We start from the raw sequence: 15049 nt of genomic DNA on the forward strand, positions 1-15049 counted from the left end.
CTAGGTACCGAATGCAAGACCGAGCCTTCGCCGGTCTAACGCATCAAATCAGTTTGATGTAATCTGCGGGTGTGGAACGCGTGCCTCGAGATGCCGCCGTCACCGCGCCGGAGTTCATGAAACTGGCCGGCCATCCGTTGCGCTGGCGGGTCCTCGGCGAGCTGGCCCGCAGCGACCGGCAGGTCCATGAGCTCACCGGACTGGTCGAGCAGCCGCAGAACCTGGTCTCCTACCACCTCGGCAAGCTACGCGCGGGACGGCTCGTCACCACCCGGCGCAGCTCGGCCGATCGGCGCGACACCTACTACACGATCGATCTGGCCCGCTGCGGCGAACTGCTCGCGGCTACCGGCGCGGCCCTGCACCCCGGTCTGCACCTGGTCCCGCCCACCCCGGCAGTGGTCATGCCCCACCGAGGTCCGGGCCCGCGGGTGCTGTTTCTGTGCACCGGCAACAGCGCCCGTTCGCAGATGGCCGAGGCACTGCTGCAGCACCTGAGCGCCGGCAGCGTGACGACCTTCAGCGCCGGCAGTCACCCCAAACAGCTACACCCGGACGCGGTACGGGTGATGGCCGAACACGGCATCGACCTGTCCGGCCATCGCGCGAAACACCTCGACGAATTCACCGGCCGGCGGTTCACCACCGTGGTCACCCTCTGCGACCGGGTCCGGGAGATCTGCCCCGAATTCCCCGGCCACCCCGATTCCGTGCACTGGAGCATCCCAGACCCGGCCCGTGACCCCGACGGATATCCAGCCTTCCAGCGCCTCGCGGCCGAGCTGCGCACCCGGATCGGGTTCCTACTGCACCGTCTCGTAAACACACCGACCCTGGAGGCAACATGACCAGCTGGTCCGACAACACCGTGCACGTGCGATACCTCGTCGATGACGTGGCAGCCGCGATCGCCTTCTACACCACCCATCTCGGCTTCACCCTCAACACCAGCCACCTGCCCGCGTTCGCCGACGTCGTCCGCGGCAACCTGCGGCTGCTGCTGTCCGGACCGGACAGCTCCGCCGGCCGGCCGATGCCCGACGGCCGCAAGCCCGAACCCGGCGGCTGGAACCGCATCCACCTCATCGTCGCCGATCTACCCACGGAGGTAGACCGTCTGCGGGCCGCCGGCCTGGTGTTCCGCAACGACATCGTCACCGGACCGGGCGGCGCGCAGATCGTCCTCGACGACCCGGCCGGCAACCCCGTCGAGCTCTTCCAACCCGCCGCATAGCAAACGCCAAACAGCGTCCGGCGAAACCCGACGCCGACGTGGCCACAACACCGTCATCGCCGGCGGCTGACACGAACCGGCCGGCCGTCAGTTCCACGGCCGGCCTTCGGCGTTCTGTCAGGCTCGACGGCGGTGCGAACAGCACCGCGCCCGCGGGTGACAGCTGCTTCGTCCGGGCCGGCGGCACCACCACCGGCTGCGAGACCCTCCTGGTCGACTGACCCGTCGGCGGTCCGAGACCAGCGGACTGTAGTGATCATCCAAATGGATGATCACTTACTGGTGGCCTCCTTCCTATGCTTTGCCGGAATCCGCCGCAGTGGTCGGGCTGCTCGCGGTCGGCATCGTGGCGTTTGCCGTATTCCCGTGGCGCCGGAAGAACTGGCCGCAACTCGCACGGCCGACTCCAGGTCAACCCGTTTCCGGCTGAGGGTGTCAACCTCGGAGACGAGGGCTTGTGATCTCTTCGTGACCTGAAATCCCGAACAAAGGCGCCGAGGGTCGCATCGAACTCGAAGACAGATCAAGAGAACGTACGATCGGAAAGGCACCACACATGCGCACCATTCCTCTCGCCGGAACGATCCTCTGCGTGGCGCTGGCGACCGGATGCACCAGCTCCGCGCCGCACGCCGACGGTGAGACGGCACCGGTCCGCGCCTCCGCGGCGCCGTCGGCACCCGTACCCGCCACCTCGAAGCCGGTTTCGTTCGCGCCCGTCACCTCGAAGGCGCCTTCGGTGATCGGGCCGTTCGGCGTCGGCGCGCTCAGGCTCGGCATGACGCGAGAGCAGGCGGAGGCGACCGACCTGACCGCCGAATGGACGGCGACGAACGCCGGCTGCTCGCACCCGACCCACCTGCTCGGCGCCACGGGTGAGAACGCCGGCAACGACGGAATCGTCTACTACAGCAAGGATCGGGGCATCGAGATCATCGACGCGCACCCCGGCCTGAGCACCCCGGAGGGCATCAGGATCGGCAGCCCCTTCAAGGCGATGCGCAAGGCCTACCCGTCCTGGAAGGACGTCACCGGCGCCGACCACGACGGCCTGGTGGGCACCGGGCGCGGCACGGTGCCGGTGCCCGGCAACCCCGATGCGGTCTACCGGATCGTGGTCGGCAACTCCATGGTGGTCGAGCTGACCCTCCAGTACCACGACCAGACCTGCTACGAGTAGCGGGACGCGTAAGCGTCAATTCCTTCCATCCGCCGTTGGCTCAGGGCGATATGGCGGTATTCATCCATTACCGCTATATCGAAGACTCTGGAGCGCCGGTGCAGAAGAGGGCCGTCACGGTGACGCTACGACGCCGACGTAACAGGCCGCTGCGGTCGTCGACGCCCACAATGGACCGGCTGTCGCCTGTCGTGGGCCTTTGTGCGTTCTCACACAGCAGGCACGGGGGCACGTTCTCCAACACGGTCTGGCGGGCCCTCGAGATGATCGGTGATCGTCGCGAGGGCCCGCGGGTCCGCGTTACGACGCGGGGGTGCCGATCAGCAGGCCGAGGCACATCTCGTCGGCGGTGCCGTCGCCCCACACCACGTAGCGCGGTGGGAGCTGACGAAGTTGCGGCAGCTGCTTGCGCAAACCGGCGTCGTGAGTGCAGGTCACCCGCAGCACGTCGCCCTGCTTGAGGCGCACCGGGGCGGCCAGCGGCCGGAGGGCCTGGTCGTCGAAGTTGTAGTGCGGGACGTCCAGCAAGGTCCGGGCGCCGGCGGACCCCGGATTGAGCTCGATCTTGATGGATCGGCCGAGCAGGTGCATGTGCCCGGCCGCGGCGTAGACGGTGGCGGCGCTCGGCAGCGGATAGTCGCAGTGCTGGGTGTTCCCGGCGACCGCCCGGCCCGAACCGCACTGTTGGACGAGCGCGTCCTCCGTGCCGCCGACCTCCGCGCCGAAGCGACGGCCGACGTCCTTGACTGCCGTGGCCCGGTCGCAGAGCGGGCCGCTCTCCTGCTTGGTGCAGGGCAGCTCGATCGGCGCCGCCAGCTGGAACGTCTCCAGCGGGGTCGTCGCGGCAGTGTCGGCCAGGCGCAGCCGGATGCTCGACCGATCGGTGGCGCCCGACTTTCCGCCGGTCGCCAAGAGGTTGTAGTGCACCTGCATGACCAGCTGGCTGCCCGGTGGCATCTCGTATCCCAGGTGTTCGCCGAGCAGCACCTCGTTCGCTCCCGGCGCCCAGTGGGCCACCCACGAGTCGTCCGTGACGCCCGAGTCGCCGAAGCACTGCCAGCCCTCGCCGGGGGTGTTCTCGTCGAGCGTGCGCGCCTCGGCGACGTCCGCCGGGGCGATCCGGAAGAAGATCGCGTGATGCACGATGTCCGCGTTCTGCGGCAGGAACTGGCTGCCGGTCAGGGATGCCTCGGTGGTGAGCTTCGGATCCACCAGGAAACAGCGGTACTCGTCGGTGCCGCCGTCGGGCGCGACCGGCGTGTACGGCTGGGGCATCGTCAGGGTGACGAAACGTTCACCGGCTCGCAGCGGCGCCTGCGACGGCGGCGCGGCGTGCCCGTGGCCGCTCTGCGCCGGCGACTGCGCCGGCGCCGCGGCCGGCGGATCGCCGGTGTCCCCGCCGCACGCCGCGCTCGCTGCGGCCATGGCCAGTACGGCCACCACGGCCACGATTCGCTTGTCTTTCCCCGTCGCGGGTCCCACGCGTGCCTCCCTCGCCGTCTGCCCGCGCCCGGCGCGATCGCCGGACCTCGGGCGGCTCGAGTCGACGCCTGTCGACGTCCCCTCCCGGATTCTCTCCGCGGCAGGGTCGGCGCACATCCGGGATCGTCCCTGGGTGCCTTCCCCCTCCTATGCCTCAGCGGCGGCCGGGGAGCGGAACCTTAGCCCAGTCGGTGTCCGTCGCCAAGTAGAAGCCCGGGTACGCCGGCTGGTTGTAGGTCGTCTGCTGGCGGGCCACCTCGACCCGATACTGCGGGTCGTGCATCAGGGTGTACAGCTTATGACCGGTCACCTCGGTGCTCAGATAGAACCGGATCGCCGAGCTGTCGGTCGTGCGCACCAGCAACTCCTCCCGCCAGTCGCCGAAGACGTCGGCGATGAGGCCGGCGTTGCCCTTGGTGCCGTTGTTGGCGCGGGTGCCCTCGGCGGTCAGCAGCCGGCCGCGCTTCCAGTCGTCGATGGTCGGGGTGACCTCGAGCGCGCCGTTGAGGATCTGCGTGGTCAGGTCGCCCGACCAGCGGATGCTCTGGTTGGTTCCGGGGATCGTGTTGCCGATGACCTCCCCCTTCACCGTGTACAGGCCGAGCGAGTCGGTGCCGCCGGGCAGGCTCGCCCAGGACTCGATGCCGCGCTCCTCGGGCAGCACGTCACCGATCATGGCCCGGCCGGTGTCCCGGCCCGAATACTTGCCGAACAGCACCTGGCCGGTGCGGGCGTCGCGCATGGCCATGCCGTACGGGGCGAACGTGGCGCCTTCGTGGGCCGTGAAGATCTCGAGGCCCGGCCGGTCCGGGTCGATGTCGGTGACGTGCATGGCGTCGCCGTGCCCGAGCCGGACGTTCTGGCCGGGTGCCGCGCTGCCCTCGGGCAGCACGTCGAACGACGAGTACAGCACGTCGCCGTTGTCGTCGAGGGTGGCGCTGCCGTAGATGATCTCCTGTTTGCCGTCGGCGTCCACGTCCGCGACGCTCAGCGAATGGTCGCCCTGGGTGGTGATCGTGCCCCACTTTTCGCTGGTGCCGTCGCGACCGTGCGGGCCGTCGTTGAACGGGTTGGTCATCGGTGTCCAGCCGCTGTCCACGAACCAGTTCTCGACCAACCGACGACCGTTCCACCGGTACGCGACCAGGGTGGTCCGGGTGTAGTAGCCGCGGGCGAAGATCACCGACGGGTTCCGGCCGTCGAGGTAGGCGACGCCGGAGAGGAAGCGGTCCACCCGGTTGCCCGGTTCGATGCGGGCCATCGCGTAGTCGCCCCACATCAGGCCGTCGTCGTGGCGTCCCGGCTTGTAGTGGATGGTCTGCAACTCGCGGCCGGTCAGGCCCTCGAAGACGGTGAGGTACTCGGGGCCGTCGACGATGAAGCCCTGGAAGGCGCGCAGCACGTTGCGGGCGCTGCGGGACGGCGCGTACACGTCCATGAAGTAGTCGGCGAGCTCCGCCGCGTCGGTCTCGCTGAGCGGGTACGGGTACCGCGGTTCGATGCCGAACGCCTGCTCGAGGGTGGCGGGCCAGCGCCCGGCGACCACCTCGGGGTGCGTGTCCCAGCCGCGGAACATGTCCACGACGTGCCGGTAGTAGCCGGCGGCACTGAGCCGGTAGTCGTCGGTGTTGCGGTAGCCGGCCCGGACGTCCTCCCTCGGCATGGTGATGTACTTCTCGGACACCACGGCGCCGTCCTCGCCGTACCGGATGATCTTGGTGCCGGGTGCGGTCTTGATCATCATCTCGGCGCGGCCGTCGCCGTCGAAGTCGTAGACCGGGAACTGCGCGTAATGCGCGCCGGCCCGGACGTTCACCCCCAGGTCGATGCGGTGCAGCAGGGTCCCATCTATCCGGTACGTGTCGACGAGGACGTTCCCGGTGTAGCCGACCTGGGAGACGTCCTTGGAGTTGGACGGGTCCCACTTGACGATGTATTCGTACCGGCCGTCGCCGTCCACGTCGCCGACGCTCAGATCGTTGGCCGAGTACGTGTACGCCTCGCCGGCCGGGGTGACGCCGTCCGCGGGCTTGCGCAGCGGCAGGTCGTACCGGCTGCCCCCGGTCCACGGCGTGACCGGTCTGCCGCGCCGGCCCTCGTGCCCCCTGGCGACGGCGGCGACCTGGTATTCCGAGGTCGCGGTGCCGGCGGCGTCGAGGTAGTTGGTGCTGTCGGTGACCGTCGCGATCTTCTGACCGTCCCGGTAGAGGTTGAAGTTCGAACCGGTGACACCGGTCGCCGAGGCGCCGGTGGCCTCCGGCCCGAGCAGCCGCCAGCTGACGAAGTTTCCGTCGGCGGTGCGGGCGGCGACCAGCCCGCGGTCCAGGCGTTCCAGGGCGGGGCCGGCCGGGGCCGGGCTGGGCGACGCCTGCACCGTCTCCGCGAAGGCCGCCTGGCCGGCCAGGACGAGGCCGGCGACGGCCGCCATGGCGACGCGGATCCTGGCCGAACGTGTCTTACGAGGACTCATCTGGGTCTCCTCGCCGGGCGGAGGTAAGCGCTTACCGCAGAGTTTGTATCGACATCGGTCTCTGGGTCAACGGCTACGGGCGAGTAAAATGGATCGTTTCAGAGGCCCGGCCGACGCCCGACGGCAGGAAAGTCGATGGCTCGCCTCGGTACGCGGGTGCGATCATCGGTTCGGGCCGCTAGCTCAACTGGCAGAGCATCCGACTGAATAGCATTTCCGCTTCCCGCCTGCGCGGTCATGGAAATGCTTCCTTCTTCACTTTCCTAATCGGAAGGTTCGGGGTTCGAGTCCCCGGCGGCCCACCACACGAAATCGAGCCGACTGAGACGGAGGAGCGCGTGTTCGAGAAGCTGATCATCACCAGGACGCTGCGCGTGCCGTCGAGTACCGGGACGGCGGGCGACGGTTCGGCCGTGGCGCGGCAGTTGGACGTGGCGCTGCTCAGCGTCGGGTTCTCGGCGGAGAGCGCGCTGCTCGCTCACGTCGGCGGGCTGGCGATCGGGCCGGCGATGGATCTCGCGGCGACGGTGGTGGCGGGCGTACGGCAGCTCGTCGGTGACCACGTCCGGCACAACGCGTACTTCATCGGGTTCCCCCACGACGTGCCGGACACCATGGAGTTCTGGCTGGACCGCCTGCGGGAGGCGGTGCTCGCCGGCGGCGCGGCCGGTGTGCGGCTGCCCGACGGCGGCCTGAACCTTCTCGAGCTGCCCGGCTACGGCACCTACCAGCACACGTACGCCGAGCTGCTGGCCGCGCACGACGAACTGGTAGCCGCCGCCGGTGACCGGGTGAAGCTGCTTCGCCTCGGTGACAGCGCCGAGGCCGAGACCGAGCGGCTCTACCTGATGCTGGCCGGGAGCGTGACTCCGCTCGGTGAGGCGGACCTGGCGATCCTCGGCGAGCTCGCCGCCGCGTGCGCCGACGGCCCTCAGCCGGACGCGATCCCGGTACGGGAGAACCGTGCCGTGCTCAACGGCGTCCGGCTGGGTCTCGGGCGTCCACTGGTTGCCGTGGACACGACGACCGACGTGCTGCGCCTGGCCTGCGGGGTCTCCGGCGGAGACGCCACGCTGCTGACGCCGACGAGGTTCCGGTCGTTCCGGCGCCCGGAGCGCCGCGTGCTGTTGGCCGCGCTCGACGAGGTCGTCGGCGCCAGCGCGGGGAAGCTCGGCGACGTCGCCCGCTACGCGGAGCCGTGGAAGCGGCTCGGCGAGCGGCTGCACCCGCACGAGTTCCCGCAGTGGCCGCACGCGCGCGCGGTGTTCGAGGTGGCTCGCGGCGAGCGGCGGGTGCCGGGCATCGCGGGTCGCGCCGAGGCGGCGTTCCGCGACGGCGCCGTGCGGAAGGCGGCCGCGGTGCTGTCGGCCGCGCCCGGCCTGCTGCTGCGCTCGGCGGACCGGCTGCTGCGGGAGGCGCCGGCGGCCGAGCGCGCCGCCGTGGTGGACGCGGTGACCGGCGCGCTCTCCACGGCGTCGGGACGGGTGCTGCTGTCGCTGCGCGAGCACGTCGGCAATCGGCTGGCGCCCGCGTCGGCCCGGATGTACGCAAGCCGTTCGCGCAACTCGTGGATCGGCCCGGACACCCGGGCGCCGTTGCCGCCCGAGCTGGTCGGCGAGCTGTCGGCGCTGCTGGACGCGGAGATCGGCGTGCGGCTGCCGGCGTTCGAGCACCCGCTGCTGGTGGACCCGGCGGTGCTGGACGTGGCGCTGCCGCTGAGCGGGAAGGCGTCCGAGGGCGGGTTCGCGGTGCTGCCGCGCGGCTCGCGGGCGTCGGTCGAGGGCGAGCTGCTGCGGTTCTTCATGTACTGGCGGCAGGCGGCGAGGCGTACCGACTACGACCTGTCCGTGCTGCTGCTCGACGACGAGTTCCGCGCGGCCGGTCAGGTGTCGTTCACGAACTACCACCACGACGGGGTCGTGCACTCCGGCGATGTCACCGAGGCGAAGGAGGGCGCTACGGAGTTCATCGATGTGCCGCTCTCGCTGCGCGGGCGTTACGTGGTTCCGCAGGTCGACATCTACTCGGGCGAGTCTTTCGACGAGGTCGCCGAGTCGATGTTCGGCTACCAGACCCGCGAGAAGGATCAGCGCGGTGCCCCGTTCGACGCGCGGACCGTGCGGGCCCGCTCGACGATGCGCGGCCCGGGCCGCGTGGCGCTGCCGGTGGTGTTCGCCAGGGGCGAGCGCGGCTGGCAGGCCGTCTGGCTGCACCTGTACCTGCGGGGCACGCCGATGTTCAACCAGGTGGAGGCGAACCAGTTCACCACCGCGGACCGGGTGCGCGCGCTGATGGAGCGGCGCTACCTGACCATGACCTACCTGGCCCACCTGTGGCGCTTCCGCGCCGAGGTGACGATGTGGGACGGTCGGCTGCCCGACCGGCCGGTCACGTTCGTGGGCCTCGAGGCGCCCGGCGGCCTGCCGGACGGCTCGGACGTCTACACGCTGGACCGGCTCGGCGAGCTGATCCCCGAATAGGCTTGACGGCCGAGGCCATGCGGGAGCTTCCTGCTATGCGTTCGACTCGCGTACGCCGCGCAAGCGGTGACGGTTATCAGCGCCCGCGCTCTCCTCGGCCGTCAGGTACATTCGCTTCTGGGCTGCGGGGACAGGTCGTTGCACATTGCCAGGGTGAATCGGTCCCGGGCCGCTCGGTATCTCTCGAGTGAGAGTGTCTCGTCTGCCACCGCGATGTCACCATTTTCGGGTTTCTCCCCAGGCACCTGCTTCGACTCCAAAAGGGTCTTGAGTTCCGCGGCCTCGGCAAGGGCCCGATCGGTGGCGTACACCCGGAGTATCTCGAAGGATCCGGTCAGGGACCTCCGCTGCGCGCGCGCCAGGTTGACCTGCTCAACGCAGGAATTTTTCGGACCGCGTCTCGCCTTCAGGCACTCCTGCAGGTCGGCGAACACGTAGTCGACCTTGTTCGCGGCGTAGTAGAAGTTGGTGTACGCGGCGACTCTCTCTTTCCGCGCGGTGTCTTTGTTGTTTTCGGCGAGCTGCATTTTGGTACCGCTGACGGAGGCTATCCCGGCAATTGCGCCGCCGAGTACGGCCCCGAGCAGACCCATGACCCCCACCATGAGGGCGGCCCAAGATGCACTGATCCGACCTTTGTCATTTTCGTTGGTCATCGGTGGGTGAGTTTAAGGTATCAAGAGGCCGGACTGTCGGAATCTGCCGTGCGCGTGTCAGTGAGCCATTCTCATCTGGGCCCATGCCCCGATACGTTCGAGCATCCAGTCGTCGATCGGTTCGGTGAGCTGACGTCGGTAGCGCCACAGTCCCGGCGGTCCGGGGTCGCGGCGGAGCAGGTGGGTCAGGTCGTCCGGCACTTCGCCGTCGAACGGGCCGGTCACGAGCCGGCCGATGCGTGCCACGTCGGCCGGATCGACCTGGATGTCCTTGCCGCCGGTGATCGCCAGCACCGGCTTGTCGACGGCGGCCAGGTCCGGGCGCGGGTCGTGGGCCATGTACTCGCGCAGCCACCGGTCGGTCAGGCGTGAGCGCGGCATCCGGTCGTGCCGGTCGACGGTGGACGCGCGGACCCGGTCGCGGTCGCGCGCCTGGCGGCGTACCAGAAAAGGGCCCAACGGCCGGAGCGGCCGCGGCAGCGTGGCCGCGATCCGGCCGCTCTGCCAGGCCATCACCTGCTCGCCGGGCTGCGCGGAACCCGCGAGCAGCACATATGCGGCGGCAGGCGTGGGGGCTCGCACGAGGTTGGCCGCCAACACGGCTCCGGTGGAGTGCCCTATGACGAAGACCCGCTCCGGGTCCACCGCGGGGTGGGCGCGCAGCGCGGCGAGGGCGGCCGCGGCATCGTCGCACTCGTCGTGGAAGCCGGTGCTGAGGTAGTCGCCGCCCGAGGCGCCGACGCCCCGCTTGTCGTAGCGCAGCAGGACGCAGCCGTGTCGGGCCAGTGCCACCGCGAGTGCCGGGCCGAGACCCAGCGCCATCCCGGTCATGGCGGAGTCGCGGTCGATCGGCCCGGAGCCGTTGACGAGCAGCGCGCCGGGGTGGCGGCCGTCCCCGTCGGGTCGGGTGACCGTGGCGGCCAGCAGTGCTCCTGCGGCCGGGATCTCGACGATCTGCGCCTGCAAACGATCCGCCATTCGTTCTCATGTCTGAGAATATTCAATGCTCAAGCTAACGTTCTCGATTGTGAGAATCAACGCCGAGCCAGAACGACCCGGTACCGGTGTCGTGGAGACCGTCCTGCATCCGGTCCGGTTGCGCATCGTGCACGCGCTCCTGGGCCGCGAGCTGACCGCGCGCCAACTCGGAGCCGTACTCGGCGACATTCCGCAGGCCTCGCTCTACCGGCACGTCGGGCGTCTGGTCGACGCCGGAGTGTTGCGGGTGACACACGAGGAGCGGGTTCGCGGCGGCACGCGGCGTACCTTCGCGGTGGTGGAGTCCACAGTCACCCTCGGCCCCCGGGACTTCGACGACGCCTCCCTCGCCGATCACCAGCGCTACTTCGCGGCGTTCGTCGGCGCGCTGATCGCCGGGTTCGAGCAGTACCTGCGAACCACCGACGTCGCACCCACCGGCGACGGCGTGGCGTACCAGCAGATCCCGGTCTGGGTCACCCCTGCCGAGTCGCGCCGGCTCACCGCCGCGATCACCGATCTGCTGCAACCCCTGCGGGCACGGAAGGACGGCCGGCGGCGGCGCCGGACGACGTTCGCCATGGTCCTGCACCCCGACCCGGCCGTTTAGCGCCTAGCCGGGCGGCCGATCAGGCCTTCATCGTCGTCGGGCCACGGGTACGGTAGGAGTGATCGGGCATAAGTTACGAAACATGCGAAATCATCCGTTCCTGATACCGGCCAAGGCCTGGGCTCTGTGTGAACGGCGGAACGTCTGCCTGGGTTTGGGGGTCCGGCCATGTTCCACATGCCAGCGTATTGGCGTCGACTGCGACGTGCGCCGGCCGGTGGTGATGGCGGCGAGAGGTCTTCGTCGGTGCTGCTGTTGGTTGTCGCCGTGTCGGCCGTCACCGTGTCGGCCATCGGCGCCGCGCTGGCGGCGGCGTCGACGCAGGCGATGTGGTTCGGCCTGATGGCGATCGGACCGTGCCTGGCCGTTGGTTCCGCCCGGCCCCGCGCTGTCGCCGCCATCAGCGGTTACGCACTGATATTGATCGTCTGGATCTGCACGGCCCAGGGGCTGTGGTCCGACTCCTTCGAGACGCAGCGCCTGCTGCCCATTACCTGCGTCTGCCTGCTGTGCGTCGGCATGGCGCGTAGCCGGCAGCTCTCGCAGGAACAGGCAGCCAAGGGCCGGGCGAGACTCGCGGAGATCGTCCGGTCGTCGGGCGACGCGATCATCACCATGTCCCCGGACGGCACCATCACCGAGTGGAATCCGGCCGCGGAACGCATCTACGGATACACGGCGCGGGAAGCAGTCGGGAGCAGTGTCGCGATGCTCGGGGTCACGCCGGACGAACTTTCCATGATGGCCCGGTTGGTCCGCCACCAGCGGATAGACGACTTCGAGATCGAGCGGAAACGCAAGGACGGCAGCCCCGTGCCCCTGTCCGCCAGCGTCGCGGGCCTGCTCGACCACGACGGTGAACCCTTCGAAGTCTGCGTCACCCACCGGGATCTCACCGCCAAGAGATCCATGGAGGCCCGTGAGCGCGTGCTGAGCGAGCGGTCTGCGCAGGCCGAACGGCTGGAGAGCCTGGGCCGGCTCGCCGGCGGCGTGGCGCACGACTTCAACAACCTGCTCGCGATCATCCTCAACTACACCGACTTCGCCATCGAGCAGGGCGCCGGCGTCGGCACCGCGCAGGACGACCTGGCCCGGGTCCGTGGCGCCGCCGACCGGGCCCGGCTGCTCTGCCGCCAACTGCTGATCTTCGCCAGGTCCGAGCCGACCGAGTCCGAAGCCATAGACCTGAACCTGACCCTCGCCGACTCCCGCGACCTGCTCGCCCCGATGCTCGGCGAGCACATCGAGCTGACCGTGCGCCGGGCACCGGAACCCCTCATGGTGCAGGCCGACCGGACCAAACTGGACCAGGTACTGCTCAACCTCATCATCAACGCGCGCGACGCCATGCCGCACGGCCGTCCGCCCGTCGCGCACGGCCAGCACGTGCTCGTGGTCGAGGACGACGAGGACGTACGGGACCTCGTCGCACGCATCCTCCAGGAGCACGGCTACGCCGTCACGGCGGCCGCCGACGGACCCGTCGCGATGCAGGAGATCGAGCACAAGCGCTTCAACCTGCTGCTCACCGACGTCATCATGCCCACCATGCCCGGCACGGCCCTGGCCGCGCTCATCCAGCAGAGCCAACCGGGACTGCCGGTGCTCTTCATATCCGGATACACCAAAGGCTTGCTGAACGCGCAACACGCCATCGAGCAGGACATGGAGATGATCCAAAAGCCCTTCACCGCGGACGAGCTACTCGACCGGATCCACCACCTGCTGACCGCCCGCGAACTCGCCGAGCTGAGCGGCCAGATCGATCCGAAAATAGCCGCAAATAGGTAGTATCAGGCGGTACCGTCGAGCTGCCCGCGGCCGGATGATCGGGGGCCCTCATGAGGATCCGGGCTCCGATCTACCGCACGTGCGGGTTCGCGGTGTTGTACCTGGGCGCCGTGCTGGCCGGCCACCTCCAGGTGCAGGTCAGTGATCTGTTCGCCGGGTGGCTCGCCCCTGGCGTCGCGGCCGTGTGGTTGTGCGCCCAGCGGCAGGCAACCACGCGATGGGTCGACGCTGTCGCGCTGTTCGTGACGACGGTGGTGGGTGCAGCCGCCCTCGGCGTTCCGCTGTCCGCGGCGGTCGGGCTCGCGGTCGCTCAACTGGTCCAGGTGGGGGTGTTCCTCGCCCTGTTGGCCCGGTGGCGGCCGCAGCTGTGGGGTGCGGGCGGGGACGCCGGCCTGCGTACGCCGCGGGACCTGTGGGGGCTGCTCGGCACGGCCTGCGTCGCGGCCGTCGCGGGGTCGGTTCTGGCCACGGCCGGCGTCTGGCTGGCCGGCGCGGTGGATTCCTGGTCGCTGCTCGCGGTGATGGTCACCCGCAACATGAGCAGCCTGCTGATCGTCACCGCACTCGGAATAAGCCTCGGGCACCGGGTGACGGAACACCGGCGACGGCACGGCGGCCTCGCGGACTGCCGGCGTGACATCCGTGCGGCGCTTCGCCGGACGCCCACGCGGCGACTCGGCGAGTATCTCGCGGTGATCGTGTGCTCGACCGCGGTCTACGCGGCCGTCCTGGCCCCCGGCCCGCCGATGCCGCTTACCTATCTGCTGATGGCGGTGACGGTGTGGGAGGCGGTGCGGCTCAGCACCGGCTACGTCGCCTTCGCCAACCTGGTCCAGGCGACGTGGACGATCGTGTTCACCCTTCGCGACCAGGGACCCTTCTCGAGCATCGAATCCCTGCCGCAACGAGCGATGGTAGGGCAGGGCTTCGTGCTGTTCGCCGCCGTCGTCGGGCTGGCCCTGGCGCTCAGCCGCGACGAGGCGGCCTCGCTGGCTCACGAGCTGCGCGCGGAGCGGAACACCCTGGCCGGCGAGCGGGATCAGCACGCCCGCCGCGCCGAGCTGATGGGTGCCGTCGTCGACGGCATGGCCGACGGTCTGCACGTGATCGACGCCCGCGGCCGCCTGCTGCTGCACAACCGGGCCGCACAGGCCCTGATCGGCGTCCAGCTCAGCACCGGCGCCGTCCCCGACGTCGCCACCTGGGGTCTGTCCAACCTCGACGGCACGCCCATCGCCACTCAGGAGATGACGTACACCCGGGCGCTGGCGGGCGAGCCGCTGGCGGACAGAGACATGCTCGTGCGCAACCCGGCCGTGCCCGAGGGAAGGATCCTCAACGTCAGGGCCACCGCGTTGCGCGCACACACCGACGAGGCCCAGGCCATCCTGCTGTTCAACGATGTGACCGCCGACCGGCGGCACCGCGACGAACTGGCCACCTTCGCCGGCGTCGTCGCCCACGACCTGCTCAACCCGCTGACCACCATCGAAGGCTGGACCGAGGCATGCCAGGACATCCTGGCGGGGCTGCCCGATCAACCGGACGTCGCGCAGGCCCGGGACGCCGCCGCCCGGGTTCACCGCACGGCTCAGCGGATGCGGCTGCTGATCACGGACCTGCTCGCCTACACCACCGCCCGCCACTCCGAGATGAGCCCCGAGGAGGTCGACCTCGCCGGCCTCGCCCGCGACATCGGCGCGGCGCGCGTCGACACCGCCACCGCCACCAACGCGCCGGTGCCGCGGTTCGACATCGACGAGCTCGAACCGGTCTTCGCCGACCGGGTGCTCGTCCGGCAGCTCCTGGACAACCTGATCAGCAACGCGGTGAAGTACACGGCGCCCGGCACCACCCCGCGGATCGCCGTACGGTCGGCCCGTACCGATGCCGCCGTCACCGTCACCATCGCCGACAACGGCATCGGAATCCCACCGGGCGAGCACCACGCGATCTTCCACCGGTTCCACCGCGCCCACGCCGGGGCCGCGTACGCCGGCACCGGGCTCGGGCTGGCCATCTGCCAGCGCATCGTCGAACGCCACGGCGGCACCATCCACGCCGAGGACAACCCGACCGGAGGCTCGCGGTTCGTCTTCACGCTGCCCTCCGTGGTGCCGTCTGCCGCTGCCGCCGAGAGGGTGCCCTCCTGACTCGGGCACCCACGC

12 protein-coding genes and 1 tRNA gene are annotated in these 15049 nt (G+C 69.8%); 9 read left to right on the forward strand and 4 right to left on the reverse strand.

All coding sequences use genetic code 11. The annotated features are described in order from the left end of the window. Positions 1-71: 71 nt before the first annotated feature. The 4 genes from ACIBSW_RS17515 to ACIBSW_RS17530 all read left to right on the forward strand — a co-directional run bounded on the left by ACIBSW_RS17515 (position 72) and on the right by ACIBSW_RS17530 (position 2414). Entirely contained in the window at positions 72-848 is a 777-nt protein-coding gene (locus ACIBSW_RS17515; protein WP_354720788.1) for an ArsR family transcriptional regulator, read from the forward strand. Continuing rightward, entirely contained in the window at positions 845-1234 is a 390-nt protein-coding gene (locus ACIBSW_RS17520) for a VOC family protein (protein ID WP_354720786.1), read from the forward strand. The genes ACIBSW_RS17515 and ACIBSW_RS17520 overlap by 4 nt, the downstream gene beginning before the upstream one ends. 268 nt (positions 1235-1502) lie before the next feature. Beyond that, complete coding sequence (locus ACIBSW_RS17525) at positions 1503-1664, forward strand: hypothetical protein (protein ID WP_354720784.1); 162 nt, start codon at positions 1503-1505, stop codon at positions 1662-1664. A gap of 126 nt (positions 1665-1790) precedes the next feature. Beyond that, positions 1791-2414 (forward strand): hypothetical protein, encoded by a 624-nt coding sequence (locus ACIBSW_RS17530; protein ID WP_354720782.1) that lies wholly within the window; start codon positions 1791-1793, stop codon positions 2412-2414. 300 nt (positions 2415-2714) lie between these two features. On the opposite strand, the gene ACIBSW_RS17535 is transcribed toward ACIBSW_RS17530, so the two are convergent. Both ACIBSW_RS17535 and ACIBSW_RS17540 read right to left on the reverse strand, forming a co-directional pair. Beyond that, positions 2715-3896, reverse strand: coding sequence for a monooxygenase (locus tag ACIBSW_RS17535; protein WP_354720780.1), 1182 nt, complete (start codon positions 3894-3896; stop codon positions 2715-2717). 154 nt (positions 3897-4050) lie between these two features. Beyond that, entirely contained in the window at positions 4051-6366 is a 2316-nt protein-coding gene (locus ACIBSW_RS17540) for a rhamnogalacturonan lyase (RefSeq protein ID WP_354720778.1), read from the reverse strand. Between the two features lie 172 nt (positions 6367-6538). Here ACIBSW_RS17540 and ACIBSW_RS17545 point away from each other — a divergent pair. Both ACIBSW_RS17545 and ACIBSW_RS17550 read left to right on the forward strand, forming a co-directional pair. Further along, positions 6539-6671: transfer RNA gene (locus ACIBSW_RS17545), tRNA-OTHER, on the forward strand. A gap of 33 nt (positions 6672-6704) precedes the next feature. Next, entirely contained in the window at positions 6705-8846 is a 2142-nt protein-coding gene (locus tag ACIBSW_RS17550; RefSeq protein WP_354720776.1) for a hypothetical protein, read from the forward strand. A 101-nt stretch (positions 8847-8947) separates the two neighbouring features. Here the strand turns inward: ACIBSW_RS17550 and ACIBSW_RS17555 are convergent, their stop codons facing one another. Then, a complete protein-coding gene (locus ACIBSW_RS17555; RefSeq protein WP_354720774.1) occupies positions 8948-9502 on the reverse strand; it encodes a hypothetical protein in 555 nt (184 codons plus the stop codon). Positions 9503-9559: 57 nt separating this feature from the next. Beyond that, positions 9560-10480, reverse strand: coding sequence for an alpha/beta fold hydrolase (locus ACIBSW_RS17560; protein ID WP_354720772.1), 921 nt, complete (start codon positions 10478-10480; stop codon positions 9560-9562). 49 nt (positions 10481-10529) lie between these two features. On the opposite strand from ACIBSW_RS17560, the gene ACIBSW_RS17565 reads away from it, so the two are divergent. The 3 genes from ACIBSW_RS17565 (at position 10530) to ACIBSW_RS17575 (ending at position 15034) form a co-directional block, all read left to right on the forward strand. Then, positions 10530-11090, forward strand: a complete 561-nt coding sequence (locus ACIBSW_RS17565; RefSeq protein ID WP_354720770.1) for a helix-turn-helix domain-containing protein — start codon at positions 10530-10532, stop codon at positions 11088-11090. 246 nt (positions 11091-11336) lie between these two features. Next, positions 11337-12881, forward strand: coding sequence for a response regulator (locus tag ACIBSW_RS17570; RefSeq protein ID WP_354720768.1), 1545 nt, complete (start codon positions 11337-11339; stop codon positions 12879-12881). A 50-nt stretch (positions 12882-12931) separates the two neighbouring features. Next, positions 12932-15034 (forward strand): ATP-binding protein, encoded by a 2103-nt coding sequence (locus ACIBSW_RS17575; protein ID WP_354720766.1) that lies wholly within the window; start codon positions 12932-12934, stop codon positions 15032-15034. The last annotated feature ends 15 nt before the right edge of the window (positions 15035-15049 follow it).

Origin of the sequence: Actinoplanes sp. NPDC049668, assembly GCF_044465445.1 — a bacterium.
Classification (GTDB): Bacteria; Actinomycetota; Actinomycetes; order Mycobacteriales; family Micromonosporaceae; genus Actinoplanes.

Coding starts and splice junctions, on each gene's coding strand:
- ACIBSW_RS17560 (WP_354720772.1), bottom strand. CDS start 10,480: ATGGCGGATCGTTTGCAGGCGCAGATCGTCGAGATCCCGGCCGCAGGA.
- ACIBSW_RS17540 (WP_354720778.1), bottom strand. CDS start 6,366: ATGAGTCCTCGTAAGACACGTTCGGCCAGGATCCGCGTCGCCATGGCG.
- ACIBSW_RS17525 (WP_354720784.1), top strand. CDS start 1,503: ATGATCACTTACTGGTGGCCTCCTTCCTATGCTTTGCCGGAATCCGCC.
- ACIBSW_RS17575 (WP_354720766.1), top strand. CDS start 12,932: ATGAGGATCCGGGCTCCGATCTACCGCACGTGCGGGTTCGCGGTGTTG.
- ACIBSW_RS17555 (WP_354720774.1), bottom strand. CDS start 9,502: ATGACCAACGAAAATGACAAAGGTCGGATCAGTGCATCTTGGGCCGCC.
- ACIBSW_RS17520 (WP_354720786.1), top strand. CDS start 845: ATGACCAGCTGGTCCGACAACACCGTGCACGTGCGATACCTCGTCGAT.
- ACIBSW_RS17530 (WP_354720782.1), top strand. CDS start 1,791: ATGCGCACCATTCCTCTCGCCGGAACGATCCTCTGCGTGGCGCTGGCG.